Source organism: Streptomyces malachitofuscus (assembly GCF_055571035.1).
Genome location: NZ_JBVIGA010000002.1, coordinates 186,624 through 213,194 on the forward strand (window position 1 = coordinate 186,624; position 26,571 = coordinate 213,194).

21 protein-coding genes are annotated in these 26,571 nt (G+C 72.9%); 10 read left to right on the forward strand and 11 right to left on the reverse strand.

The genetic code is table 11. The features are described from left to right. Nucleotides 1-54: 54 nt before the first annotated feature. The gene (locus ACZ44S_RS03340) at nt 55-1,884 is read right to left on the reverse strand and encodes a gamma-glutamyltransferase family protein (RefSeq protein WP_466924056.1); all 1,830 of its coding nucleotides are present in this window, start codon (nt 1,882-1,884) and stop codon (nt 55-57) included. A gap of 138 nt (nt 1,885-2,022) precedes the next feature. Here ACZ44S_RS03340 and ACZ44S_RS03345 point away from each other — a divergent pair, with 138 nt between their 5' ends. The 3 genes from ACZ44S_RS03345 to ACZ44S_RS03355 all read left to right on the forward strand — a co-directional run bounded on the left by ACZ44S_RS03345 (nt 2,023) and on the right by ACZ44S_RS03355 (nt 5,134). Beyond that, nucleotides 2,023-3,087, forward strand: a complete 1,065-nt coding sequence (locus tag ACZ44S_RS03345) for a lipoate--protein ligase family protein (protein ID WP_466924059.1) — start codon at nt 2,023-2,025, stop codon at nt 3,085-3,087. Nucleotides 3,088-3,267: 180 nt separating this feature from the next. Further along, nucleotides 3,268-3,930 (forward strand): hypothetical protein, encoded by a 663-nt coding sequence (locus tag ACZ44S_RS03350; protein WP_466924062.1) that lies wholly within the window; start codon nt 3,268-3,270, stop codon nt 3,928-3,930. A 364-nt stretch (nt 3,931-4,294) separates the two neighbouring features. Further along, on the forward strand, nt 4,295-5,134 hold the full coding sequence (locus ACZ44S_RS03355) for a CAP domain-containing protein (RefSeq protein ID WP_466924066.1): 840 nt from the start codon (nt 4,295-4,297) through the stop codon (nt 5,132-5,134). Between the two features lie 16 nt (nt 5,135-5,150). Here the strand turns inward: ACZ44S_RS03355 and ACZ44S_RS03360 are convergent, their stop codons facing one another. From ACZ44S_RS03360 to ACZ44S_RS03400, 9 genes are all read right to left on the reverse strand, one after another. Further along, nucleotides 5,151-6,671 carry an NCS1 family nucleobase:cation symporter-1 gene (locus tag ACZ44S_RS03360; protein ID WP_466924069.1) on the reverse strand — a complete coding sequence of 507 codons (1,521 nt, stop codon included), beginning with the start codon at nt 6,669-6,671 and terminating at the stop codon, nt 5,151-5,153. 24 nt (nt 6,672-6,695) lie between these two features. After that, a complete protein-coding gene (locus tag ACZ44S_RS03365; RefSeq protein ID WP_466924071.1) occupies nt 6,696-7,697 on the reverse strand; it encodes a TIGR03842 family LLM class F420-dependent oxidoreductase in 1,002 nt (333 codons plus the stop codon). Nucleotides 7,698-7,708: 11 nt separating this feature from the next. Then, on the reverse strand, nt 7,709-9,094 hold the full coding sequence (gene hydA / locus ACZ44S_RS03370) for a dihydropyrimidinase (RefSeq protein ID WP_466924074.1): 1,386 nt from the start codon (nt 9,092-9,094) through the stop codon (nt 7,709-7,711). A 41-nt stretch (nt 9,095-9,135) separates the two neighbouring features. Continuing rightward, nucleotides 9,136-9,978: a nitrilase-related carbon-nitrogen hydrolase gene (locus tag ACZ44S_RS03375; protein ID WP_466924077.1), complete on the reverse strand. Its 843-nt coding sequence runs from the start codon at nt 9,976-9,978 to the stop codon at nt 9,136-9,138. Between the two features lie 156 nt (nt 9,979-10,134). Continuing rightward, the gene (locus ACZ44S_RS03380) at nt 10,135-11,697 is read right to left on the reverse strand and encodes a PucR family transcriptional regulator (protein ID WP_466924079.1); all 1,563 of its coding nucleotides are present in this window, start codon (nt 11,695-11,697) and stop codon (nt 10,135-10,137) included. 30 nt (nt 11,698-11,727) lie between these two features. Next, nucleotides 11,728-13,014 (reverse strand): aspartate aminotransferase family protein, encoded by a 1,287-nt coding sequence (locus tag ACZ44S_RS03385; RefSeq protein WP_466924082.1) that lies wholly within the window; start codon nt 13,012-13,014, stop codon nt 11,728-11,730. Next, nucleotides 13,011-13,853 carry a nitrilase-related carbon-nitrogen hydrolase gene (locus ACZ44S_RS03390; protein ID WP_466924084.1) on the reverse strand — a complete coding sequence of 281 codons (843 nt, stop codon included), beginning with the start codon at nt 13,851-13,853 and terminating at the stop codon, nt 13,011-13,013. The genes ACZ44S_RS03385 and ACZ44S_RS03390 overlap by 4 nt, the downstream gene beginning before the upstream one ends. Nucleotides 13,854-14,022: 169 nt before the next feature. Next, the gene (locus ACZ44S_RS03395; protein ID WP_466924086.1) at nt 14,023-15,756 is read right to left on the reverse strand and encodes a hypothetical protein; all 1,734 of its coding nucleotides are present in this window, start codon (nt 15,754-15,756) and stop codon (nt 14,023-14,025) included. A gap of 123 nt (nt 15,757-15,879) precedes the next feature. Further along, complete coding sequence (locus tag ACZ44S_RS03400; RefSeq protein ID WP_466924088.1) at nt 15,880-16,140, reverse strand: helix-turn-helix domain-containing protein; 261 nt, start codon at nt 16,138-16,140, stop codon at nt 15,880-15,882. A gap of 33 nt (nt 16,141-16,173) precedes the next feature. Here ACZ44S_RS03400 and map point away from each other — a divergent pair, with 33 nt between their 5' ends. From map to ACZ44S_RS03435, 7 genes are all read left to right on the forward strand, one after another. Continuing rightward, a complete protein-coding gene (map, locus tag ACZ44S_RS03405) occupies nt 16,174-16,950 on the forward strand; it encodes a type I methionyl aminopeptidase (RefSeq protein WP_466924092.1) in 777 nt (258 codons plus the stop codon). Nucleotides 16,951-17,340: 390 nt separating this feature from the next. Continuing rightward, nucleotides 17,341-17,451 (forward strand): keywimysin-related RiPP, encoded by a 111-nt coding sequence (locus tag ACZ44S_RS03410; RefSeq protein ID WP_466924095.1) that lies wholly within the window; start codon nt 17,341-17,343, stop codon nt 17,449-17,451. Between the two features lie 24 nt (nt 17,452-17,475). Continuing rightward, nucleotides 17,476-19,326, forward strand: coding sequence for a lasso peptide isopeptide bond-forming cyclase (locus tag ACZ44S_RS03415; RefSeq protein ID WP_466924098.1), 1,851 nt, complete (start codon nt 17,476-17,478; stop codon nt 19,324-19,326). 66 nt (nt 19,327-19,392) lie between these two features. Next, nucleotides 19,393-19,647 carry a lasso peptide biosynthesis PqqD family chaperone gene (locus ACZ44S_RS03420; RefSeq protein WP_466924102.1) on the forward strand — a complete coding sequence of 85 codons (255 nt, stop codon included), beginning with the start codon at nt 19,393-19,395 and terminating at the stop codon, nt 19,645-19,647. Next, nucleotides 19,644-20,081 (forward strand): lasso peptide biosynthesis B2 protein, encoded by a 438-nt coding sequence (locus ACZ44S_RS03425; RefSeq protein ID WP_466924105.1) that lies wholly within the window; start codon nt 19,644-19,646, stop codon nt 20,079-20,081. The genes ACZ44S_RS03420 and ACZ44S_RS03425 overlap by 4 nt, the downstream gene beginning before the upstream one ends. Then, complete coding sequence (locus tag ACZ44S_RS03430; protein ID WP_466924108.1) at nt 20,078-22,039, forward strand: ABC transporter ATP-binding protein; 1,962 nt, start codon at nt 20,078-20,080, stop codon at nt 22,037-22,039. The genes ACZ44S_RS03425 and ACZ44S_RS03430 overlap by 4 nt, the downstream gene beginning before the upstream one ends. Nucleotides 22,040-22,137: 98 nt before the next feature. Continuing rightward, nucleotides 22,138-24,666, forward strand: a complete 2,529-nt coding sequence (locus tag ACZ44S_RS03435) for an ATP-dependent Clp protease ATP-binding subunit (protein ID WP_466924110.1) — start codon at nt 22,138-22,140, stop codon at nt 24,664-24,666. A gap of 68 nt (nt 24,667-24,734) precedes the next feature. Here the strand turns inward: ACZ44S_RS03435 and ggt are convergent, their stop codons facing one another. Further along, nucleotides 24,735-26,543 carry a gamma-glutamyltransferase gene (ggt, locus tag ACZ44S_RS03440; protein WP_466924112.1) on the reverse strand — a complete coding sequence of 603 codons (1,809 nt, stop codon included), beginning with the start codon at nt 26,541-26,543 and terminating at the stop codon, nt 24,735-24,737. Nucleotides 26,544-26,571 lie beyond the last annotated feature (28 nt).

Here is a 26,571-nt window from a genome sequence, read left to right on the forward strand (position 1 = left end):
AATCGGGGTGCCGGACCCTCGCTCCGTGGGTTCACCGCCCCTGGCTCCGTGGGTTCAGCGCCCCACCGCATATCCCTGCTGGCCGCGCGGATTGGCCGCCGCGGAGAGGACGCCGGTGGCCGGGTCCCGCGCGACGGCGCACAGACGGCCCTCCGACCAGGCGTCGCCGACCGTCACCTGGTGGCCGCGCCGGCGCAGCGCCTCCACCACCGCCGGGTCCGTGCGGGACTCGACGGTGACGCTGCCCGGGCGCATGCCGCGCGGGTAGAAGGAACCGGGGAAGCTGTCGTTGTGCCAGTTCGGGGCGTCGATGGCGCCCTGGAGGTCGAGTCCGCCGCGCACCTTGGCGCGCAGGGCGACCGCGAGGAAGAAGTGCAGCTGCCACTGGTCCTGCTGGTCCCCGCCGGGCGTACCGAACGCCATGACGGGCACGCCGTCGCGCAGCGCCAGGGACGGCGTGAGGGTGGTCCGGGGACGCCGGCCCGGGGTGAGGGTGTTGGGCAGGCCCTCCTCCAGCCAGGTCATCTGCAGCCGGGTGCCGAGCGGAAAGCCCAGCTCGGGCACGACGGGGTTGGACTGGAGCCAGCCGCCGCTGGGCGTGGCCGCGATCATGTTGCCCCAGCGGTCCACGATGTCCAGGTGGCAGGTGTCGCCGCGGGTGCCGCCGTCGGTGGAGACCTCCGGTTCGCCGGGCACGGGGGACGTGGGGCTCTTGGCGACCGTGGGCTCCCCGACGCCCATCGGGCTGAAGCCGGGATCGTCGGTGGCCACCACGCGCGCGTGGGCGCTCAGCCGGGGCGTGCGTCCGCCGGGGCTGCCCGGCCGCAGGTCGTGGGAGGCGCGGGGGCCGACCTTGGTCCGCCGCTCGGCGTTGTACTCGGCCGACAGCAGGTCGTCGAGCGGCACCTCGGCCGCGTCCCCGTACCAGGCCTCGCGGTCGGCCATGGCCAGCTTGCAGCCCTCGATCAGCAGGTGCATGTAGTCGGCGGAGCCGTGGCGGGGCAGTTCCGACGGGAGCAGGGCGAGCTGCTGGAGCAGCACCGGGCCCTGGCTCCAGGGGCCGGCCTTGCACACGGTCCAGCCGTCGAAGTCGTACGTCACCGGGGTCTCGTAGGTCGCGGACCAGCCGGCGAGGTCCGCGGCGGTCAGCGTGCCGGTGTGGCGCTCGCCGCTGGTGTCCAGGGTCGGGCGTCCTGCCTGCCGGACCAGGGCCTCGGCTATGAATCCGCTGCGCCACACCTCCCGGGCGGCGTCGATCTGCGCCTCCCGGTCGCCGGCCCCGGCGACCTCGGCGAGGAGCCGCTTCCAGGTGGCGGCGAGGGCGGGGTTGCGCAGCAGCTCGCCGGGGCGCGGGGCCCGGCCGCCCGGCAGGTACACCTCGGCCGATGAGGTCCACTCCCTCTCGAACAGCTCGCGCACGGTCTCGACGGTCTCGCCGACTCGCTCCACGGGCGGGTGGCCGTCCTCGGCGTACCCGATGGCGTATTTCAGGACGTCGGCGAGGGGCTTGGTGCCGTGGTCGCGCAGGAGGAGCATCCAGGCGTCGAAGGCGCCGGGCACGGCCGCGGCGAGCGGTCCGGTACCGGGGACGAGGTCCAGGCCGAGCCCTGTGTAGTGGGCGACGGTCGCCCCGGCCGGGGCGACGCCCTGCCCGCACAGCACCCGTACCTCTCCGCCGGCCGGCGCGAGCAGGATCGGCACCTCGCCGGCCGGGCCGTTGAGGTGCGGCTCGACGACGTGCAGGACGAAGGCTCCGGCCACGGCCGCGTCGTAGGCGTTGCCGCCGTCCTCCAGCACCGCCATCGCCGACTGCGAGGCCAGCCAGTGGGTGGAGGACACCATGCCGAAGGTGCCCTGCAGGGTGGGGCGGGTGGTGAACCGCATGCATCACCTCGGTGCTCGCGCGTGCCGGACAACGTTTCCCGTCTGTTCGGCCCTGATCGGACAGCAGGCTACCGATCGGCGGGGAACAACGCCGCCCCCGGCGGTGTTGGTCCGGGCGGCGGAAGGGAAGGCGGAGTCGTGCACGGTGAGTACAAGGTCCCCGGCGGCAAGCTCGTCGTGGTGGACGTGGACGTGGAGGACGGCGTGCTGCGGCACCCCCGGGTGGCGGGCGACTTCTTCCTGGAACCCGACGAGGCGCTGGACGCCGTGAACATCGCGCTGGACGGCGCCCCCGCCGGCACCGACGCCGCCGGCCTGGCCGCACGGATCGACGCCGCCCTTCCCGAGGGCACCGTGATGTACGGGCTCACCTCGGAGGGTGTCGGCGTCGCGGTGCGCCGTGCGCTGGCGCACGCCACCGACTGGACCGACTACGACTGGCAGTTCATCCACGAGGGACCGCAGTCCCCCGCGCTCCACATGGCGCTGGACGAGGTGCTGACCGCCGAGGTCGCGGCCGGCCGCCGTCCCCCGACGCTGCGGGTGTGGGAGTGGGGCGCCCCGGCCGTGATCATCGGCAGTTTCCAGTCGCTGCGCAACGAGGTCGACGCCGAGGGCGCGCGGCGGCACGGCATCGAGGTGGTGCGCCGGATCTCCGGCGGGGGCGCGATGTTCGTGGAGCCGGGCAACACCATCACGTACTCGCTGTCGGTGCCCGAGGCGCTGGTGCAGGGGCTGTCGTTCCAGGACAGCTACGCCTACCTCGACGACTGGGTGCTCGGCGCGCTCGGCGAGATGGGGATCCGGGCCTGGTACCAGCCGCTGAACGACATCGCCACCGAGCAGGGCAAGATCGCCGGCGCCGCGCAGAAGCGGGTCGTGGGGCCCGACGGCGGCCCCGGTGCGGTGCTGCACCACGTGACGATGGCGTACGACATCGACGCCGACAAAATGCTCGAGGTGCTGCGCATCGGGCGGGAGAAGCTGTCCGACAAGGGCACCAGGAGCGCGAAGAAGCGGGTGGATCCGCTGCGCCGGCAGACCGGCCTGCCGCGCGAGGCCGTCATCGAGCGGATGGTCGATTCGTTCCGCGCGCGGTACGGTCTCGCCGACGGCAAGGTGACGGACGAGGAGCTCGCTCGCGCGCAGGAGCTGGCGGGGAGCAAGTTCAGCGCGCCGGAGTGGATCGCGCGCGTGCCCTGACCCCTCACATCGCCTGTTTTGCAGAGGAATCGAGGCAACCGGCCGTCCCGGACGGTCCGCCCCCGTCACCGCGCGCCTACGGAGCGAGTTGCCCCTTCCGCACCACTGCGATGCGTGTGACACTGGCGTCCCGTCCGCAGTGCGGACTCCCTCCGCACCTTCCCCCACGAGAAGTGCGCCGTGCCTTCCTTTTCTCTGCCGATCGCCCTGACCGCGCGCCTGTCCCCGGTGGTCGTCCTCGCCGCCGCGGGCTGGGCCCTGTCCTCCGGCCCGCTGGCCACTCAGGAAGCCGCCGCCGACAAGAGCCCCACCGAGAAGACGAAGACCCAGTCGGCCTCCGCCCCGTCCCGGACCCAGGCGGTGAAGACGTACGCCGCCGCGCCCGCGCCGTGCGACAGCATCGCCGAGAAGAGCGTCAAGTCCCTTGTGCCCGGCGCCAAGACGGCCGGCAAGGAGATACCGTCCACGGACTCCAAGCTGCGCCGCACCTGCTCCTGGAACGCGCTCAAGGGCTACGAGTACCGCTGGCTCGACGTGTCCTACGAGGTGCTGGAGTCGGACGAGGCGGCCGAGCGGTCGTACCAGGGCCGGCTGGAGGAGAAGAGCGGCGGGGGCGCGGTTCCCGGGCTCGGGGACGCGGCGTACTCGGTGGTGAACCTGACCACCGAGGACAAGCAGCAGACCCGCGAGGGCGTGGTGGTGGCGCGCGCCTCCAACGCGCTGGTGATCGTGACGTACAACGGCAGCGACTTCGAGTCGAAGAAGGCGCCGGGCACGGACGAGATCAACAAGGGCGCCATCAAGGCCGCCAAGGAGGCCGTGGCCGCCCTGGGCAAAGCCTGACGATGATCCGGAATTGATGGTTCCGTGACATCTGTCACACCGGTTTCGTGATCTGACCGGGTCGCTTAGTAGGAACCGCGGCGAAGACATAGGGGACTTGTCCGGCTTGCCGGGGAAGGGTGCCGGGCCGGAACGGGTGGTGACCGGGCGGGGAGCCGCAGGCTTCGCCTTCTTCGCCGCATGAGGCTTTCTGACGGAATGGCAGACGTCCCGAGGAGCCCCTCACCAGGAGGTCGGCACGCTCCCCGGCCCGCCGCAAGACCCCTGTGGAGCTACGAAGCCCGGTAGGAGAAGAGCCCTTTGCGCCCGGCGCCGGGCCGTCCGAAGAATGACCAGCCTCCGGACAGCAGGGGTGAGGTCACTCATGGGAAAGCACCGCCATCAGCAGCAGTACCGCCGCACGGTCGTCGCGGCAGTCGCCATCGGCGTCATAGGCATACCCTCGGTCGCCATGGCCTGTACGGACTGGCCCGGCGGTGAGGAACGGCAGGACCGGGACACCGCCGCCTCGGTCGCGGACCGCGACCGGTGGGACGGTCCCGACTGGTACCGCCAGTGGAGCAGCCAGCAGCACCGCCGGCCGTCGGCGGCACCGTCGGACACACCGGCCGCCACCCCCAGCCCCTCGAAGCCCGGCACGGCGAAGCGCGGCGCCGAGAAGTCGCACAAGCCGGAGAAGAAGACGACGGCCCCCGAGGCGCCCGCCGCCAAGCCGACCACCGCGGCCCCCAAGCCCACCACGGCCGCCCCGAAGCCCACCACGGCCGCTCCCAAGCCCTCCGCCACCGCCTCGAGCCCCGCCGCCCCGACGGGCGGCGCCCAGGCCTCCGGCGCGGTCGCCAGGGTCGTGGAACTCGTCAACGCCGAACGCGGCAAGGCGGGCTGCTCCCCGGTGAAGGTGAACGCCACCCTGACCGAGGCCGCGCAGAACCACAGCGAGGACATGGCGGCGAGCGGCACCATGTCGCACACCGGCTCCGACGGCTCCTCCCCCGGCGACCGCATCACCCGCGCCGGCTACAGCTGGAGCACCTACGGCGAGAACGTCGCCTACGGCTACTCCACCCCGGAGCAGGTGATGCAGGGCTGGATGACCAGCCCCGGCCACAAGGCGAACATCCTCAACTGCGCGTTCAAGGAGATCGGCGTCGGCCTCGCCCAGCCCGGGTCCTACTGGACCCAGGACTTCGGCACGGCCCGCTGAGTCACCGTACGCACGCTCACACGCGGCGGTGCCGGGCCATCAGCGCGACGTACACCACGAGCGACGCGGCCAGGCCCACCGCCCAGCCGTAGTCCGCGAGGGGCTTCAGGAAGGGGATCAGCCCGTCCTGTGGGAAGGGTCCCTTGCCGGGGGCCGAGTGGGAGCCGCCGACCGCGAGCACCCCGCCGGTCAGGAAGGCGGCGACGGCGCGCAGGTTCCAGCCCGAGGTGTACCAGTAGCGTCCGCCGGGGGTGTACAGGTCGGGCAGGTCCAGGGCGGTGCGGCGGACCAGCCAGTAGTCGGCGATGAGGATGCCGGCGACGGTGCCGAGGAGTCCGCCGACGAGACCCAGCCAGGTGAAGATGTACAGCTCGGGCGTCTCGGTGAGCTTCCACGGCATGATCAGCACGCCGACGACACCGGTGACCAGGGCGCCGGTGCGGAAGGTGATGAACCGGGGCGCCAGGTTCGCCAGGTCGTACGCGGGTGAGACCACGTTGGCCGCGATGTTCACCGAGATGGTGGCGACGAGCACCGTCACCAGGGCGAAGAGCAGCCCGAAGACGTTGTCCGTCCGCCCGGCGAGTGCGACGGGGTCCCACACCGGGGCCCCGTACACCGCCTGCGAGCCCGACGTGACGAACACGGACAGCAGCGCGAACAGGGTCATCGTCGTGGGCAGTCCGAGGGTCTGGCCCCACACCTGGGCGCGCTGGCCCGCGCCGAAGCGGGTGAAGTCGGGAATGTTCAGGCTCAGGGTCGACCAGAAGGCGATCATGCCCATCAGGGACGGGAAGAACACCGGCCAGAAGTCCGCGCCCCAGCCGAGCTGCGAGGGCTGGTCGAGGAGCGGTCCGAGGCCGCCCGCCTTGTTCGCGATCCAGGCCAGCAGCACCAGCGCGCCGACGATCACGAACGGGGCGGCCCAGTTCTCGAACCGGCGCAGGGTCTCCATCCCCCGGTAGATGATGGCGAGTTCCAGCGCCCAGAACAGCACGAAGCACACCCACAGCGTCCACGGCTGCCCGCCGACCTCCGACGCCTCGGCCCAGCCGCCGAAGAGCTTGCCGAGGAGGACGAAGATGCCCTGGCCGCCGATCCAGGTCTGGATGCCGAACCAGGCACAGGCCACCGCGGCCCGGATCATCGCCGGCAGGTTGGCGCCGCGCAGCCCGAACGAGGCCCGGGCCAGCACGGGGAACGGGATGCCGTACTTGGGGCCGGCGTGACCGGTCAGCAGCATCGGCGCGAGCACGATGACGTTGGCCAGCGCGATGGTGAACACGGCCTGCTTCCAGTCCATGCCCAGGGCGACGAGACCGGAGGCGAGCAGCCAGGAGGGGATGTTGTGCGCCATCCCCACCCACAGGGCGGTGAAGTTGTACGTCGTCCAGCGGCGGCGGGCCAGCGGCACCGGCAGCAGGTCGTCGTTGACGAAGCGGCCGTCGGTCAGGGCGACGCCCGGCGGGAGCTCGACGCGTCCCGCCGGGTCGGGTATGGGGTTCTCGGACGGCACGGGCGGGACGGTCGCGGTCATGGGCGGGTCCTTCGGTGGTACCGGTCAGCGGTTGAGTGCCGGGATGATCTCCGCGCCGTACGCGTCGATCGTCGTTTCCTGCGCGTCGTGCATGTCGTAGACGGCGAACTGGTCCACGCCCAGGTCGCGCAGCGCCTTCAGCTTCTCGATGTGCGCCTCGGCCGGGCCGAGCAGGCAGAACCGGTCGACGATCTCGTCGGGCACGAAGTCCGTGGACGGGTTGCCGGCCCGTCCGTGGTGGCTGTAGTCGTAGCCGTGCCGTTCCTTGATGTACGCCGTCAGCGCCTCGGGGACCAGGTCGGAGTGCTCGCCGTAGCGGGCGACCAGGTCGGCGACGTGGTTGCCGACCATTCCGCCGAACCAGCGGCACTGCTCACGGGCGTGCGCCAGGTCGTCGCCGACGTACGCGGGGGCGGCTACGCAGATGGTGACGGACGCGGGATCACGCCCGGCCTCCACGGCGGCGGCGCGCACCGCCTTCACCATCCACTCCGTGAGAAACGGGTCGGCGAGCTGGAGGATGAACCCGTCGGCCTTCCGCCCGGCGAGGGCGAGCGCCTTGGGTCCGTACGCCGCCATCCAGACGGGCAGCTTCCCCTCCCGCACCCACGGAAGCCGCAGCGGCTGTCCGTCGACCTCGGTCTCCCGGCCCTCGGCGAGGTCCCGGATCACACCGATGGCCTCGCCGAGGCGGGCCAGGGTGTTGGGTTTGCGTCCGGCGACGCGCATCGCGGAGTCGCCGCGTCCGATGCCGCAGACGGTGCGGTTTCCGAACATGTCGTTGAGGGTGGCGAAGGTGGAGGCGGTGACCTCCCAGGTGCGGGTGCCCGGGTTGGTGACCATCGGGCCGACCTTCAGCTTCGTGGTGTTGGCCAGGATCTGGCTGTAGATGACGAAGGGTTCCTGCCACAGCACGGCGGAGTCGAAGGTCCAGCCGTGGGTGAAGCCGTTGCGCTCGGCGCGCTTCATCAGGCCGACCACCCGCGACGCCGGCGGGTCGGTCTGCAGGACGAGTCCGAAGTCCATGGGCAGGGCTCCTAGGTGAGGTACTGACAGGTGGAACGCGGGGTGTACACGCCGTGCCCGGCGCGCCCGGTGTACTCGCGCTCGGTGATGACGGGGACTCCGCGTGAGAGGACGGTCTCGACGCGGCCGGTGATCCGTTTGCCCTCGTAGGCCGAGTAGTCGACGTTCATGTGGTGGGTCTCGGCGGAGACGACCTGCTCGGCGCCGGGGTCGTAGATCACGACGTCGGCGTCGGCGCCCGGCGCGATGGTGCCCTTCTTCGGATACAGACCGAACATGCGGGCCGGGGTCGCGCAGGCGATCTCGATCCAGCGCCGGCGGGAGATGTGTCCGTCGACGACGGCCTGGTGGAGCAGGTCCATGCGGTTCTCCACGCCCGGCAGACCGTTGGGGATCCTGGAGAAGTCGCCGCGGCCGAGTTCCTTCTGGCCGGTGAAGCAGAAGGGGCAGTGGTCGGTGGAGACCACCTGGAGGTCGTTGGTGCGCAGGCCCCGCCACAGCGCCGCCTGGTGCTCCTTGGGCCGCAGCGGGGTGCTGCACACGTACTTGGCGCCCTCGAAGTCCGGCTCGGCGAGGTTGTCGGTGGACAGGAACAGATACTGCGGGCAGGTCTCCCCGAAGACGTTCAGGCCCTCGTCGCGGGCCCGGGCCAGCTCGGCCACCGCCTCGGTGGCGGAGACGTGGACGACGTACAGCGGGGCGCCGGCCACCTGGGCGAGCCGGATGGCGCGGTGGGTGGCCTCGGCCTCGAGCAGCGCCTTGCGCACCTCGCCGTGGAAGCGTGGGTCGGTCTCGCCGCGTGCCAGGGCCTGCTCGACCAGCACGTCGATCGCGATGCCGTTCTCGGCGTGCATCATGATCAGCCCGCCGTTGTCGGCGGAGCGCTGCATGGCGCGCAGGATCTGGCCGTCGTCGGAGTAGAAGACCCCCGGGTACGCCATGAACTGCTTGAAGCTGGTCACGCCCTCCTCGACCAGCAGGTCCATCTCCTTCAGCGTCTCCTGGTTCACATCGGAGACGATCATGTGGAAGCCGTAGTCGATCGCGCAGTTGCCCTCCGCCTTGGCGTGCCAGGCGTCCAGCCCCTCGCGCAGGGAGCGGCCGACGCCCTGCACGGCGAAGTCGACGATCGTGGTGGTACCGCCCCAGGCGGCGGCCCGGGTGCCGGTCTCGAAGGTGTCGGAGGCGAAGGTGCCGCCGAACGGCAGCTCCATGTGGGTGTGGGCGTCGACGCCGCCCGGGATGACGTACTTGCCGGTGGCGTCCATGGTGCGGTCGGCCGTGAGGACGCCTGCGGCGCCCACGGCGGCGATGCGGCCGTCCTCGATGAGGACGTCGGCGTGGATCTCGTCGGAGGCGGTGATGACGAGGCCGCCGTGGATCAATGTCCGGCTCATTGGTCGCTCCTCGCGGTGGGTGGGTGCCGGTTGTGCGGTCCTTAGGGTGCCGTCAGGGGGCCGTAGGCGCCCGGGGCGCGGTCCCGGTAGAACTGCCAGCGGTCGCGGACCTCCCTGAGCTTGGCCATGTCCAGGTCGCGGACGACGAGTTCCGTCTCCTTGTCGCTCGCCGGCTCGCCGACGAACTGGGCCTCCGGGTCCACGAAGTAGCTCGTGCCGTAGAAGTCGTTGTCCCCGTACTCCTCCACGCCCACCCGGTTGATGGCGCCGACGAAGTACTCGTTGGCGACGGCCGCCGCCGGCTGTTCCAGTTGCCAGAGGTAGCCGGAGAGGCCGCGTGAGGTGGCCGAGGGGTTGAAGACGATCTCGGCGCCCGCGAGGCCGAGCGCGCGCCAGCCCTCGGGGAAGTGGCGGTCGTAGCAGATGTAGACGCCGATCCGGCCGGCCTTGGTGTCGAAGACGGGCCAGCCGCTGTTGCCGGGACGGAAGTAGAACTTCTCCCAGAAGCCCTTGACCTGGGGGATGTGCGTCTTGCGGTACTTGCCGAGGTAGGTGCCGTCGGCGTCGATCACGGCGGCCGTGTTGTAGAGGACTCCGGGCTGTTCCTCCTCGTACATCGGCAGTACGAGGACGATCCCCAACTCCCGTGCCAGGGACTGGAAGCGCCGGACGACGGGCCCGTCCGGGATGCGTTCGGCGTACTCGTAGAACGCCGGGTCCTGCACCTGGCAGAAGTACGGCCCGTAGAACAGTTCCTGGAAGCAGAGCACTTGGGCGCCCTGGGCGGCGGCGTCGCGGGCGGCCTGCTCGTGGACCTGGATCATCGACTCCTTGTCGCCGGTCCAGGCGGTCTGGAAGACGGCGGCACGGATCATCGGACTCATCGGGACCTCCGGTCGCTCGGTGTGCGGCGAGCCTAGGGAGGGGACGAGCCTGCTGTGAGTTGCACCGTGTCACGTCTGCCGGGGTGCGGCGTGTCATCGTGTCACCCGTCGACGATCCCATGTGTCACCGCCGTTGTCGCAGGTGGGTCGCGTGTTTCAGCGCTGTTGCGCGTCGTGTGCGAGGAGCGCGATGTGGACCGAGGCGGCCTGTTCGAAGTCGTCGAGGTCCACGCCCAGCCGGGTCTGTATCGCCTCCAGCCGGCGGTAGAGCGCGGGCCGGGAGACATGGTGGAGCTGCGCGGTGCGGGACTTGTTGCGGCCGGTGGCGAGGTAGGTGCGCAGCACGGACAGCAGATCTTCGGCCGGGTCGCCCAGCAGACCGTCCAACTCCCGCTCCGCGAAGGACTGCACCTGGGGATCGTCCCGCAACAGCCGGATCAGACCACGGAGATGGACATCCCGGAGCCGGACCACGGGCGGCAGGTCCAGTGCGGCGGCGGAGTCCGCCACGGCGTCGGCCACATGCCGGGCCTCGCGCAGTCCGGCGGGCACGTCGTCGAAGTCGGTGCGGGCGCCGGCCGCCGCCACCACCGCGGGCCCGGCTCCCTGCTCGGCGCGCAGCCGGGCGGCGAAGTGGCCGGTGAGGGCGTCGGCGTCCTGGTCGCGGGCGAGGCTCAGCAGCACGGCGGTCGCCGTGTCGCCGAGTTCCGCGGCGATGCCGGGGAGCCCCAGCAGGCGCAGTACGCGGTCCAGCCGGGCGGCGCCTGGGCCCCGTACGACGAGCGGCACGAAGGTGCGCCGGTTCACCGGCAGCCCGGCCGCGCGCGCCCGGGGCAGCAGTTGTCTCGCCGGCACGACGCCGCTGACCAGGTCGGTCAGCAGGCTCTGTGCGGACTGTTCCTCCCAGGAGCAGGCGGTGGTGCCGCCGAGCATGCGGTGCAGCACGAGGGCCTCGGCGGCGCGGCCGGCGAGCAGCCGCCCGGTGGCGGTGTCGCCCCGGTAGCCGCACAGCACGATACGGCCCCACCGCTCGCCCCGCCCGCCGAGCTCGGCGCGGACCCAGCCCTCGCCCTCGCCGCGGCCGGCCTGCCGGGCGATGCGTTCCCAGTCGCGCAGGACGTCGTCCACGGCCGGCCGCTCGCCCGCCGTGCCGAGGACGCGGTGGGCGAGGTTGGTGACGACGACGGGGCAGCCGCTGTGCCGGGCCACCTCGTCGAGCAGGCGCTGCAGCGGGGCGCCGGCGGTGATCAGCGCGGTGAGTTCGGTGCGGACGGCCTCGGAGAGGCTCACGGCGGCGAACTTGCGCCGTACCAGCCGGGACTGCACCTCCTCGGTCAACTGGGCGAAGGGGAAGGGCCGGTGGAGGACCACGAGGGGCATGCCGCACCGCTCCGCCACCCGCCGCATGGCCTCCGGCGGGGACGGGAAGGCGCGGCCGAGGCCGAGGACCACCGCGGACGCCTCTGCGCGGTGCATGGAGCGGACGTACTCGGCCTGCTTCTCCTCGTCACCGGCGAGCAGCACCCCGGTGGTGAGCACCATCTCGCCGCCGCTGAGCATCACCCCGACGTCGGCCGCCTCGGCGACGTGCACCCAGCGCACCGGGCGGTCCAGCCGTCCCGCGCCCGCCACCACCTCGGGCTCCCCGGCGAGCACCCGCTCCAGGGCGAGGACCTGCCGGACCGACAGGGCCGGTGCGGATGCCTCCCAGGTCGTCATGGCAGCGTCCTTCTGCTCGGTGTACCGCTCCTACCGGATGCTCCGCAGGGCGCGTTCGAGGATGTCCGCGCCCTCCTCGGCCTCCGCGACGTTGAGGGACAGCGGCGGGGCGATGCGCAACGCGCTGGTGTTGTGCCCGCCGCCCTTGCCGATGAGCAGGCCGCCCTCGCGGGCCGCTTCCAGGACGGCGGAGGCCGCCTCGGGGTCGGCCTCGTCGGTGCCGGGCCGGCTCAGCTCGATCCCGATCATCAGCCCGCGTCCGCGCACCTCCCGTACGGCGGGCACCTGGGCGGCGACGGCCCGCAGCCGCTCGATGAGCAGGCCGCCGACCCGGCGGGCGTTGCCCTGGAGGTCGTGCTCCAGCAGGTAGTTGAGGTTGGCCAGGCCCGCCGCCATGGTGATCTGGGTGCCGCCGAACGTCGAGATGCTGTTGGCGTCCAGGCAGTTCATGATCTCGGAGCGGGCGACGACCCCGCCGATGGACATGCCGTTGCCGATGCCTTTGGCAAAGGTGAGCATGTCGGGCGGTCCGCCGCGGCCGTGTGCCTGCCAGCCCCAGAAGTGCTCGCCGGTGCGGCCCCAGCCGGTCTGCACCTCGTCGGCGATCCACAGGACGCCCCGCTCGTGGAGCACCTCGCGGAAGGCCGCGTACAGCCCGTCGGGCGGGGAGGTGAAGCCGCCGACGCCCTGGATCGGTTCGGCGATCAGCGCGGCGGGCGGACGGGTGTGGCCGAGGAGGTCCTTGAGGTCGTCGACGCAGGCCGCGACGAAGTCGTAGTCGTCGAGTGCGGCGAACGGGCCCCGGGTGCGCACGCCGCCGTGCACGTACAGCGTCTGGAGCGGGGACAGCGAGGTCGGGGACCAGCCGCGGTTGCCGGTGATCCCGACGGAGCTGAAGGAGCGGCCGTGGTAGCTGTTGCGCATGGCCAGGATCGTGTTGCTGCGCCGGTAGGTGGTGGCGAGCAGCAGGGCGGTGTCGTTGGCCTCGGTGCCGGAGGTGGTGAAGAAGACCCGGGCGTCCGGGATGCCGCTCAGCTTGGCGATGCGCTCGGCCAGTTCCACCATCGGCCGGTTGAGGTAGAGGGTGGAGGAGTGGACGATCCGCCCGGCTTGTTCGCTCACCGCCTTGGTGATCTCGGGGAGCGCGTGGGCGGTCATGGTGGTGAGGATGCCGCCGAAGAAGTCGAGGTAGCGGTTGCCCTCGGAGTCCCAGACGTGGCGTCCCTCGCCGTGGGTGATCTCGAGGGGCTGCTCGTAGTAGAGGGCGAGCCAGTCGGGGAGCACGGAGCGGTGGCGGCCCAGCAGGTCGTCGGTCACGGCCGCACCAGCCCCTCGTAGGCGTCGGGGCGGCGGTCGCGGTAGAAGGCCCACTGCTGCCGCACCTCTTCGATGAGGTCGAAGTCCAGGTCGCGTACCACGAGTTCCTCCTTGCTGTCGCTGGCGACGTCGCCGACGAACTGTCCGCGCGGGTCGACGAAGTAGCTCGTGCCGTAGAAGTCGTTGTCCCCGTACTCCTCCACGCCCACGCGGTTGATCGCGGCGACGAAGTACTCGTTGGCGACGGCCGCGGCCGGCTGCTCCAGCCGCCAGAGGTGGGACGACAGGCCCCGGTGGGTGGCGGACGGGTTGTAGACCAGCTGGGCGCCGTTGAGGCCGAGCTGCCGCCAGCCCTCGGGGAAGTGGCGGTCGTAGCAGATGTAGACGCCGACCTTGCCCACGGCGGTGTCGAAGACGGGCCAGCCGAGGTTGCCCGGCCGGAAGTAGAACTTCTCCCAGAAGCCCTTCACCTGCGGGATGTGGTGCTTGCGGTACTTGCCGAGGACGGTGCCGTCGGCGTCGATCACCGCGGCGGTGTTGTAGTAGTGGCCCGACTGCTCGATCTCGAACACCGGCACGACGACCACCATGCCGGTCTCCCGGGCGAGCGCCTGCATCCGCCGGGTGGTCGGGCCGTCGGGGACGGGTTCGGCCCAGCGGTAGTGCTCGGGGTCCTGGACCTGGCAGAAGTAGGGGGCGTTGAACACCTCCTGGAACCCGATGACCTTCGCGCCCCGCCGGGCCGCCTCGCGGGCGTGCTCCTCGTGTTTCGCCAGCATGGACTCGGTGTCGCCGGTCCAGGTCGCCTGGACCAGAGCGGCACGTACGACGTGGGTCATGAGCTGCTCCTTCGACGCGACGTCAGCGCCTCTACGCCCGTAGAAACGGTCGTAGAGGGACGAACGTAAGCCTCTCGGACGGCCTTGCCAAGACCATCGTCGTCGAGGCCGTGGAGTCGATCGTGTTTGACACCCCGGTGGGTGAGTCGGTCCGGCCGCCGGCCGCCGGTCAGGCGGCTAATCCCGCGACGCGGAGCGCGTGCAGCAGGTCCCGGTGCCGCTCGTCGGACACGCCCTGTGCGGCGGTCAGGAGCAGCGGGACGAGACGGTGCGGGTCCGGGGCGGCCGTGCGGGCGGCGTCCTCGGGGGTGCGGGTCCGCACGCAGGCGTCGAGCAGCGCCCGCGCCTCGCGGTGCCGCGTCCCGGCGGTCAGGGTGAGCACCGCCCGGCCGATCTCGTCGGCGGGCCGGACGACGCCCTGCCGCAGGACCTGCTCGGCGTCCTGCGCGCGGCCGGCCGCGGAGAGGGCCCCGGCGACGGCGACGAGCCGGTCGGTGGGCAGCGAGGCGGCGGCCTCCCACAACAGCGTCGCCCAGTCGGCGCCGAGTCCGGCCCGCCGCATCTCGTCGGCGAGCAGTGGGAAGCGCACGGCGGGCGCGTACGCGGTCTCGGTCAGCAGTGCGTGCGCCTCCCCGCCGCGCGCCTCGCGCCGCAGGCGCGCGAGGGCGGCCACGACCCGGCCGGCCGCCTGCCGGTCCGCCGGGCCGGGGCGCAGCTCGGGCCGGGGCTCCTCGACCGCTTCCGGTTCGGCGCCTCCCGCGAACCGCGCGCCGCGCGAGGCGGCGGGGGCGGCCGGAAGGCTCGGCACGGCGGCGGGCGGTACGACTACGGGGCCGCTCCCCTCGTCGTCCGCCACCCCGGCGAAGCGCGCCCCTCCCCGACGGCGCTTCCGCCCCTTGGAACCCGCCTGCCCGCCCCCGGCGGCCCGTGCGGCCTCCGGCGGGCCGGGGACAGCGGCGGCCTGCCCACTTCCCACACCGCGCACCGCATCCCCCGGTCCGGGGCCACCGACGTCCCCGCCCCCCGCACCCCGCGCCGACTCCCCCGCGACCCCCTCGCCGACACCCCAACCCGCCACAGAAGCCCCAGGCCCGTCCCCCGAGCCGGAGCCACCGACGTTCCGGTCTTCCGCACCCCCGCCCCGGGCCGACTCCGCCACGCCGCCCTCGCGCCGGTCCCGCCCCCGCGCAGGAGCTGCCCGGCCGGCGGAGTCGGAGCCGTATCCGGTCGGCGTCGGGGCGGGGGTCGGAACGGGTTCGTGGCCGGGTCGCGGGGGCGCCGGACGGAAGGCATCCGGCACGCCGTCCTCACCGGGGGCATGCCTCGCCCCTCCCTGGGCGCCGGGGGCCGGGTGGAGATCGGCGTACCGCCCGCGCGGGTGTCCCGTCGACCGGGCGCGGTGGTCGACGGCGGCCAGGCGGGCGTGGATCTCGGCGCACCGCGCGGTGGCGCGCGCGTGGTCGTCCTCGGCCCAGGCGAGGTCGGTGCGCAGCGCGCCGGCCTCCTCGCGGGTCGCCGCTGCGGCCAGCCGGCGCGTCAGTTCCGTCCGGCGCTCCGCCGCGTACCGCTGTTCGCGCAGCATGACGTCGAGCCGGTCGCTCAGGGCTTCCCGGGCACCGCGCCGGGCGTCGTACGCCTCCAGCGCGGCCGTGTGCAGGGCGCGGGCCGTCGGTGTCTCGGCCTCGGCGGCTCCGGGGCCGTACGCGGTGGCGAGGTCCTGGAGCAGGGACTCCAGCACGTCCCAGGGCGGGGGCTCGCGCCCTTCGAGGCACGCCCGCATGCCGTCGGGGTCCCGCTGCCAGAACACCAGGCACCAGCCGCCGTACCGGTCCAGGCTCGCCAGCAGATCCCGCAGGTAGTCCGTGAACTCCCGGACCGCGTCCGGGAGTCGCTCCGCCGCCATAGTCAACTCCCGCCAGATCCGGAGTACTCAGCTCCGTAGGCAACACCCGTCGTGTTACAGCGGCGCTACGGAGAGTTTTCCGGCGGGATGCGAACCCCGTGCCCGGGCCCGGACGGACGGAGCTCAGGCGGCGATGGACGTGTCCGGCGCGCAGCGCTCCGCCAGCGCGTCCATCGACAGCCCGAGCGCGCCGGCCAGCGCGGCCACGGTGAAGAACGCCGGGGTCGGCGCCCTCCCGGTCTCGATCTTCCGGAGGGTCTCCGGGGAGATCCCGGCGCGCGCCGCGACCTCCGCCATGCTGCGGTCGCCGCGCGTCTCGCGCAGCAGCCGGCCGAGCCGCTCGCCGCGTTCGCGCTCTTCGGGGGTCAAGGGGGTGCGCACCATGCGGACCATTCTAATACCGGTATAGTAATTGGCATGGTGGAACTCAAGACCGACACATCGATCGATGCCATGTACGAGGCCGGCCAGGTCGTCGCGAGCGCGCTGACGGCCGTACGGAAGACCGCCGACGTGGGCGTCGCCCTGCTCGAACTCGACGAGGTGGCGCGGGACGTGCTGCGCGCGGCGGGTGCGACCTCACCCTTCCTGGGCTACCGGCCGTCCTTCGCCCCGACCCCGTTCCCCGCGGTGATCTGCGCGTCCGTGAACGACGCCATCGTGCACGGCATCCCGGACGGATACCGGCTGCGCGACGGGGACCTGGTCTCCATCGACTGCGGCGCCCAGCTGGGCGGCTGGGCCGGGGACTCGGCGATCAGCTTCACCGTGGGCACGCCACGCCCGGCCGATCTGCGCCTGATCGAGACCACCGAGCGGGCGCTCGCGGCGGGCAGCGAGGCCGCCGTCGTCGGCAACCGCATCGGCGACATCGCCCACGCCATCGGCACGGTGTGCCGCGGGGCCGGCTACGGGATCATGGAGGACTACGGCGGCCACGGCATCGGCCGCCGCATGCACGAGGACCCGCCGGTGCCGAACGAGGGTCGTCCGGGCAGGGGCATGCCCCTGCGGCACGGCATGTGCCTCGCGATCGAACCCATGCTGATCGGCGGCGGCACGGACACGTATCACGCCGCGCCGGACGGCTGGACCCTGCGCACCGACGACGGCTCGCGCGCGGCGCACGCGGAACACACGGTGGCGATCACGGAGAACGGACCGCGCGTACTGACGGCCCGCCACACCGCGTGAGACCGGACCCCCTTCACCTCGCACGAAGCGGAAGCAGTGTTGCGCGGTGACGTTCCTCGAACGCGCCCCGGTGGCTCCCTCCCGCGCTCGCGTCAGGCCCGATGCGCCGGGTAAGCAGTCCGGCGTTGCAGTGAAGGTGAAAACGTTTCTGCTCACGAGCACCCGACGCATTCGCACACACGCGCACCCGCAGCGAGGAGGGGATCGGGCCGGCGGCAAACGGAATCCTCGACTGTTTCCACATAGTCCTATTTTTTTCCACCTTCTTGCCCTGCCCGCCGGTTCTGGCGCTAGCTGGGTGCCGCGCCGCTCCTCGACCGGGGCTCCCGATGAGCCACGGACACGTCGACGAGGGGAGTGGTGCAGAGCCATCGGCACGCGAGGAGAGTCATGAAGAAGGCATACGAAGCGCCGACCCTCGTCCGTCTCGGGACGTTCCGGAAGGAGACCGGGCTCCTGCTGAAGAGCGGCAACGACCGGCTGATCTTCAGCAAGAACTGACGGACGCGGCAACGACCCGACGTCATGACACCACTGCACGCACGTGCGGGGACGGGCCCCGGCGACGCGCACTTCGCGGTCTTCACCGACAGCGAGGACGCGGCCGCCGTGGCCCGCTCCTTCGCCCGGCCGGACCTCCGGACCGTGAACCATCCCTCGGGCCGGCCCTGGCTGGTCGGCCACTGGCACGACGACGAGTCCGTCACGGTACGCGCCAAGGACACTGCCCTGGCCGTCATCGGGTGCTGTCCCGTGGAGGAGGACGAACTGCGGCGCAAGGCAGCGCGGTTGCGCGACCTCGCGGAGGTCGGCACGCTGGCCCGCAGCCTCCCCGGCAGCTTCCACCTCGTGGCCGCCCTCGGCGGGAGGATCCGCGTCCAGGGCACGGCCTCGGGCCTGCGGCTGGTCTTCCACGCGAAGATCGCCGGTACGCGGGTCGTCGCCACCCGTGCCGACGTACTCGCCGACGCACTGAACCTCGATCCGGATCCCGCGGAACTGGCCGTCCGGCTGATGTGGCCCGTCCCGTATCCGCTCTACGAGACGTCCCTGTGGCCCGCGGTCACCGCCGTACCTCCGCACGAGGCGGTGACCGTCGCACCCGACGGGCGCACCGCACGGCACACCCGCTGGTGGACGCCACCGGAGCCGGACGTGCCGCTGGCCGAGGGGACCGGCCCGGTGCGGGCGGCGCTGGAAGAAGCCGTCGGCGCACGGACCCGGCGCGGCGGTGTGGTCAGCTGCGACCTGTCCGGCGGGCTGGACTCCACCTCCGTCTGTTTCCTCGCCGACCGCTCCCCCGCCCGCGTGGTGGCCTCCACCTGGCCGGGACGCGACCCCGCGGACACCGACCTGTACTGGGCCGAGCAGGCCGCCCGGTACCTCCCGGACATCGAGCACCTGGTCTGGGACGCGGACGCCTCGCCCCTCGTCTACGACGATCTGCTGCAGATCGACGACATGCTGGACGAGCCCACCGTCGGTGTCATGGACCGCGCCCGGGCCCTGCACCACCTGCCCGAACTCGCCGCGCGGGGCAGCCGTGTGCACCTGACCGGCATCGGGGGCGACCACGTGACCTGGTGCGCCGAGGCCTACTACCACCGACTGCTGCGCACCCGCCCGCTGCACGCCCTGCGGCATCTGCGCGGGTTCCGGGCGCTGTGGCAGTGGCCGCTCGGTGGCACCGTCCGCGCCCTGGCGGACACACGGCCGTACGGGAAGTGGCTCGCCGACGCCGCCGGCCGGCTGCGCGCGCCGGGCCCGTCCTCCGTTTCCTCGGGACTCGGCTGGAGCGTGGCCCCCCGCCTGTTCGGCTGGGTGACCGCCGACGCCGAGCGGCTGGCGCGTCGAGCACTGCTCGACGCCGCGGAGTCGGCCGCACCCCTGCATCCCGACCGGGGCATGCACGCGGACCTGGAACAGATCCGGGTGACCACCCGCGTCATCCGGCAGTGGGACCACATGGCGGCCCGGGCCGGTCTGCCCATGGCCTCGCCCTTCTTCGACGACCGGGTCATCGAGGCGTGCCTCGCCGTACGCCCGGCCGAGCGTGTCACACCGTTCCGGTACAAACCGCTGCTGACCGCCGCGATGAGCGGGGTGGTCCCCGAACCGTGCCTGCGCAGGACGAACAAGGCCGCGGCCTCCATGGACGCCGCCAACGGACTGCGCGAGAACCGCGCCGACCTGCTGGCGCTCTGGGAGGACTCCCGCCTGGCGCGGATGGGCCTGGTGGACACCGCCGAACTGCGCCGTCTCGCCCTGCGGCCGGCCTCCCCGGGGCTGTCCGACGCCATCCTCTACTCGACGATCGCCGCGGAGGTGTGGCTGCGCGGGCAGGCCCGCAGCCGTGGCGGCACCCGTATCCCGTAGTCCGCCCCGTGACCCGGGGCCCTTCGCGGCCGTGCGGTCCTGCCCACGGCGCAGAAAGGCGATGCCATGCCCCTGCGTTTCGACGCACACGTCTCCACGGCCGAAACCGACTACGGCACCGTGCTCCTGGACGAACGGGCCGGTTCCTACTGGGAGTTGAACCCCACCGCCACCCTGGTGGTACGGACGCTGCTGGACGGCGGCGAGATCTCCGACGCGGCCGCCGCCCTGGTCCGCGAGTTCGACATCGAACGCGCCCAGGCACTGCGGGACGTCGAGGCACTCGTCGGGGGCCTGCGCGAGGCGGGGCTGGCCTCATGACGACGCCCAGCGCGCTGGAGCGCCCCACCGGTGTGCCGCTCGGGCACCGACTGGCCGCCCGGCTGGTCCTGGTGCCCGCCGTGGTGCTCACCCTGCTGCCGCCGCGCCGTATCCGTGCCGTGCTGGGCGTGCTGCGGCGCGGCGCGGCGCCGGCCACCGCCGTACAGGCGCGGGCCGCGCGCGACGCACTGTGCAGCGTCAGCCTGCGCTGCGCCGGACCGAAGGGGTGCCTGCCGCGCTCCCTGGGTGCCGCACTGCTGTGCCGGCTGCGGGGGACGTGGCCGACCTGGTGCGCCGGGGTCCGTGTCGTGCCGCCCTTCACCGCGCACGCCTGGATCGAGGCCGAGGGGCACCCCGTGGGCGAAGGCTTGCCCGACGGCTACTTCGCCCGGCTGGTCTCCGTGGAACCCGTCTCCCGGCCGCCTTCCCGATGACCGGCGACCTCGCACTCCCCGACCCGACGCGCCCCGACCGGCCGGCCGACGGCCCCTCGCGTGCCGGGGCGTCGAGTGGTGCCCCGGGCGGAGACGGGGAACAGCGGGCCGGCGCCCCGGGCGGGGACGGGCGGCGGGCCGGGGACGCCGGGCTCCCGACGGGCTCGGGCGGGGACCGGTCCACCCGGGCGGCGGTTCGTACGCTGTACGGCCTCACCGCCGGACACCGGCGGGCCATCGGTCTGGCCGTACTGCTGACCCTCGCGGGCTCCGCCTTGGGGCTCGCCCAGCCACTCGTGGCCCGGGAGGCCGTGGACGCGAGCGGCCGCGGTCAGGTGGTCTGGCCGCTGCTGGGGCTGCTCGGCGCGCTGTTCGTCGCCGAGGCCGCCACCGGCTCCGTGGGCCGGTTCCTGCTGGAGCGCACGGGCGAGGGCGTCGTGCGACAGCTCCGTCTCGGCCTGGTCGACCGGCTGCTCCGGCTGGAGATGCGCGAGTACGACCGTCACCGCGGCGGCGACCTCGTCTCGCGCGTCACCGCCGACACGGCCCTTCTGCGCGAGGTCGTCTCCCAGGCCCTGGCCGACCTGGTGACCGGGAGCATCGTCGCCGTCGGAGCCCTGGTCCTGATGGCGTTGCTCGACCCGCTGCTGCTGCTCCTCGTCGTGCTGACCGTTGCCGTCGCGGCCGGTGTCGTCACCTCGCTGCTCAAGGCGATCCGGTGCGCCTCGGAACGCATGCAGCACGCGATCGGTGCCATCGCCGCCGACCTGGAGCGAGCGCTGGGCGCGCTCCCCATGGTCCGGGTGCACCGCGCCGAGGCGCGGGAGTCGGCCCGCGTCGGGACCCGGGTGGCCGAGGCCCACGACGCGGGCGTGCGCACCGCCAAGCTCGCCTCCGTGATGGGTCCCGCCGTCGAGCTCGCCGTCCAGGGCTCCTTCCTCCTCGTCCTGGTCGTCGGTGGCCTGCGTGCGGGCGGACGGACGGGCTCCCTGGGTGACCTCGTCGCCTTCCTGCTGTACGCCTCGTACCTCGTTCTTCCGCTGGCCTCGCTGTTCGACGCGGTGGGCCGGATCCAGCGCGGTACGGGCGCCCACCGGCGGGTCCAGGAGGCGATGCGCCTGCCCGTCGAGCACACCGGACCGGCCGCCGCACCGGCCCGCCCCCGGGCGCCGGGCACGCCCGGCGAGTCGCCCGCCCTCGCGCTCGACGACGTCCACTTCGGCTACGAACCGGACCGGCCCGTCCTGCGAGGCGTGTCCTTCTCCGTCGGCCCGCGAGGACAGGTCGCCCTGGTGGGTCCCTCGGGCGCCGGGAAGAGCACGGTCTTCGCACTGGTCGCGGGCTTCTACGAACCGGACGCGGGTGCCGTGCTCTTCGACGGACGGACGGCAGGTGAACTGGGCCGCGACGCGTGCCGGCGCCGCGTCGCCGTCGTGGACCAGAACACCCACGTCATGCACGGCACGCTGCGGGAGAACATCGCCTACGCCGTGCCCGACGCCCCGGAGAGGGAACTTTGGCGCGTAGTGGAACTGGCCCGGCTCGAAGAGGTGGTCGGCCGGCTGCCCGGCGGCCTGGACTCCGTCGTCGGTGAGCGCGGGAGCACCCTCTCCGGCGGCGAACGCCAGCGCGTGGCACTGGCCAGGGCCCTGCTCGCCCGCCCCGCCCTGCTGTTGCTCGACGAACCCACCTCCCACCTGGACGCGATCAACGAAGCGGCGCTGACCGCGGTGATGAAGGAGGTGGCCCGGGAGTGCGCCGTGCTGGTCGTCGCCCACCGTCTGTCCACGGTGCGGCACGCCGACCGGATCGTCGTCCTGGACGGGGGCCGCACGGTCGGCCAGGGACGGCACGAGGAGCTGCTGGCGGCGCACCCCCTCTACCGGAAGCTGGCCGCGAGCCAGATGCTGCGTGAGGGCGACCGCCGTTCCGCGGGCCGTGCTCCGTCGCCTTCCTGACATGCCCGCCCAAACGGATCGTGTCATCGTGGGCATGAGCGAGCCCCGGCCGGGTTACCCGGCCCCGGCACGTCGACCCAGCGAAGGAACGGATGACGATGACGAGTGGTTTCGTCGGCCCGGAGGGTGACCCGTTCGCCGAATTCCTCGCCCGCTTCTTCGGCGGACAGCGCCCCCGCCAGATCGACATCGGCAGGCTCCTCAGCCAGCCCGCCCGGGAGCTGGTGCGCGGCGCCGCCCAGTACGCCGCCGAGCACGGCAGCCGTGACCTGGACACCCAGCACCTGCTGCGCGCCGCCCTCTCCGCCGAGCCGACCCGGAGCCTGCTCAGCCGGGCGGGCGCGGACCCCGACTCGCTGGCGTCCCAGATCGACGACCGGTCGGGCCCGGTGCAGCACAGTCCGGGCGAGGCCCCGCCGCCGACCTCGCTGTCCCTGACCCCCGCCGTCAAACGCGCCCTGCTGGACGCCCACGAGATGGCCCGGGCGAGCGGCGCCGGCTACATCGGCCCCGAGCACGTGCTCAGCGCGCTCGCCGCCAACCCCGACTCGGCCGCCGGGCACATCCTCAACGCCGCCCGCTACGCCCCCTCCGGCCCGCCGGAGGCGTCGGAGGCCACCCAGCCCCGCGCGGAGCGCCCGCGGCCCGCCACGGGCACCCCGACGCTGGACAAGTACGGCCGTGACCTCACCTCGCTGGCCCGGGAGGGCCGCATCGACCCGGTGATCGGGCGGGACCAGGAGATCGAGCAGACCGTCGAGGTGCTCTCCCGGCGCGGCAAGAACAACCCGGTGCTGATCGGTGACGCGGGGGTCGGCAAGACCGCCGTCGTGGAGGGGCTGGCCCAGCGGATCGCCGAGGGGGACGTGCCCGACATCCTCCTCGGACGGCGCGTGGTCGCCCTGGACCTGACGGGGGTCGTCGCCGGGACCCGCTACCGGGGCGACTTCGAGGAGCGGATGAACAACATCGTGGAGGAGATCCGCTCCCACTCCGAGCAGTTGATCATCTTCATCGACGAGCTGCACACGGTCGTCGGCGCCGGAGGCGGAGGCGAGGGCGGCTCGATGGACGCGGGCAACATCCTCAAGCCGGCCCTCGCCCGCGGCGAGCTGCACATCGTCGGGGCGACCACGCTGGAGGAGTACCGCCGGATCGAGAAGGACGCCGCGCTGGCCCGCCGCTTCCAGCCGATCATGGTGCCGGAGCCGACCCCGGCGGACGCGGTCGAGATCCTGCGCGGTCTGCGGGACCGGTACGAGGCCCACCACCAGGTCCGCTACACCGACGAGGCGCTGGTGGCCGCCGTCGAGCTGTCCGACCGGTATCTGAGCGACCGCCGGCTGCCGGACAAGGCCATCGACCTCATCGACCAGGCGGGCGCCCGGGTGCGGCTGCGGTCCCGGACCAAGGGCACGGACGTACGGGCGATGGAGCGCGAAGTCGAGCAGCTGACCTGCGACAAGGACCAGGCGGTCGCCGACGAGCAGTACGAGCAGGCCACCCAGCTGCGGGACCGGATCGTGGAGCTGAAGCAGCGGATCGCGGAGACCGGCGGCGACGACGAGGTCGACGAGGGCCAGAGCCTGTGGGTGGACTCCGAGGCGATCGCCGAGGTGGTAGCCCGGCAGACGGGCATCCCGGTCAGCCGCCTCACCGAGGAGGAGAAGGACCGGCTGCTGGGCCTGGAACGGCATCTGCACCAGCGGGTCGTCGGCCAGCAGGAGGCGGTACGCGTCGTCTCGGACGCCGTGCTGCGCTCCCGTGCGGGGCTGTCCAGTCCCAACCGGCCGATCGGCAGCTTCCTGTTCCTCGGACCGACGGGCGTCGGCAAGACGGAGCTGGCGCGGGCGCTGGCCGAGGCCCTGTTCGGCAGCGAGGACCGGATGGTGCGGCTCGACATGAGCGAGTACCAGGAGCGGCACACGGTCAGCCGGCTGGTGGGCGCCCCACCCGGCTACGTGGGCCACGAGGAGGCCGGGCAGCTGACCGAGGTGGTGCGTCGGCACCCGTACTCGCTGCTGCTGCTGGACGAGGTGGAGAAGGCGCACTTGGACGTCTTCAACATCCTGCTCCAGGTCCTGGACGACGGCCGGCTGACCGACTCCCAGGGCCGCACGGTGGACTTCACCAACACCGTGATCGTGATGACCAGCAATCTCGGGTCCGAGGCGATCACCCGGCGCGGCGCGACCCTGGGGTTCGCGACGGGCGGCGCGGAGGCGGACGAGGAGGCGCGGCGCGAGCAGATCCTGCGTCCGCTGCGGGAGCACTTCCGGCCCGAGTTCCTCAACCGGATCGACGAGATCGTGGTGTTCCGCCAGCTGACCGCCGAGGAACTGCGGCAGATCACCGACTTGTTGCTGGAGGCCACGCGGCGCAACCTCAAGGGCCAGGACATCTCGGTCGACTTCACCGACGCGGCGGTGGACTGGCTGGCCGAGCGCGGCCACCAGCCCGAGTACGGTGCCCGGCCGCTGCGCCGCACCATCCAGCGCGAGGTGGACAACCAGCTCTCCCGGCTGCTCCTCGACGGCCGGGTCCGGGAGGGCGGCCGGGTGACGGTGGACGCGCAGGACGGGCGCCTGACGTTCCGTACGCAGGAGACGCCGGCGCCCGAGCTGTGAGCCGGACGCGGGGCGCCCGGGTGATCCGGGGCGCCCCGTCGGGCTTTCCAGGGGGTGTCCGACGCCCCCTAGCGCGCCGGACGGACCACCATCGCCGAGCCGCCGCCCCTGCGGACCTTCTCGGCCGCCGCCAGCCAGGCGCCGCCGGGCAGCCGCTGGACGGCCGTGGCGGCGCCGATCTCCGGGTTCTCGCGGAAGGAGTGCCCGATGGCCTCCAGGTGCCGGCGCACCTCACTGTCGTACAGGCCGGGTTCGAGGTCCGTCTGCGCCGTGTTGCGCTGGCTGGCGCGCGGTGCGGCGATCGCGTCGACCAGGGGCAGCCCGCGGTCCAGGAAGCCGGTCAGGGTCTGCAGCACGGTGGTGATGATGGTCGAGCCGCCGGGCGAGCCGAGCGCCACCACCGGCCGGTCGTGCCGGTCGAGCACGATCGTCGGTGAGATCGACGACCGGGGCCGCTTGCCGGGACCGGGCAGGTTCGGGTCGTGGACGGCCGGGTTCGCCGGGGCGAACGAGAAGTCCGTCAGCTCGTTGTTGAGCAGGAACCCGCGCCCGGGCACGGTGATGCCGCTGCCGCCCGTCTGCTCGATCGTGAGGGTGTAGGCGACGACGTTGCCCCACCGGTCGGCGGTGGTCAGGTGGGTGGTGTTCTCGCCCTCGTACGTGGCCGGCGCGGCCTCGCCGCCCGTCGCGCAGGGCCGCGGGTCGCGGGGGTCGCCGGGGGCGAGGGGGCTGGTGAGGACCGCGTCGTCCCTGATGAGGCAGGCGCGGGAGTCGGCGTACCGCTGGGAGAGCAGTTCTCTTGTCGGTACGTCCTCGAAGGCGGGGTCGCCGACCCAGCGCCCCCGGTCCGCGAACGCGATGCGGCTCGCCTCGATGAACCGGTGCAGGTACCGGACGTCGCTCGCGTCGGAGAGGCCGGTGCGCTCCAGGATGTTGAGGGCCTCGCCGACCGTGGTGCCGCCGGAGGACGACGGCGCGATGGAGTAGACGTCCAGGCCGCGGTACGAGGTCTTCGTGGGCGGCTGGAACTTCGCGCGGTAGGCGGCGAGATCGCGGGCGGACAGGTCGCCGGGGCGGGCGTTCCAGCCGGAGTCCGGGTCCACGGGCGGCTTGTCGACCGTGTTCACGATGTCCCGCCCGATGTCGCCCCGGTACAGGGCGTCGACGCCCTTGCGGCGCAACTCCCGGTAGGTGCGGGCCAGATCGGGGTTCTTGAAGGTGGAGCCGACGGCCGGGAGCTTCCCGCCGGGCAGGAACAGCTCGGCCGTGTCGGGGAAGTACCGGAAGCGGGTCTCGTTGGCGGCGGTCTGCGCGCGGAAGGTGCCGTCGACGGTGAAACCCTCGCGGGCGAGGCGTTCGGCGGGCTTGAGGACCGTGCCGAGGCCACGTCTGCCCCATGCGTCGAGCGCCCGCTGCCAGGTGGCGGGCGTGCCGGGGGTGCCGACCCCGAGTCCGCTGCTGACGGCCTCGGCGAACGGGATCGGCTGCCCGTTCTCCAGGAACAGTCCGGCGTCGGCGGTGAGCGGGGCGGTTTCGCGGCCGTCGAGGGTGTGCACCGTGCGGGAGCGGGCGTCGTAGTAGACGAAGTAGCCGCCTCCGCCGATGCCGGCCGAGTAGGGCTCGGTGACGCCGAGCGCGGCGGCTGTGGCGACGGCCGCGTCGACGGCGTTGCCGCCCTTCCTCAGGACCTCGATCCCGGCGGCGGAGGCGTCGGCGTCGACGCTGGAGACCGCGCCGCCGTGGCCGACGGCCACCGGGACCTTGGGGGCGTGCGGGGCGGGCCGGGCGTGCCCGGTGGGCGGCGCGGCCGCTCCCACCGACACGACGGCGGCACCGACCGCCAGGACTGCGAGACTCCGTGCGACAGGGCGACGCATCCGCACCTCCGGTAAAGGGCCGTCCGGC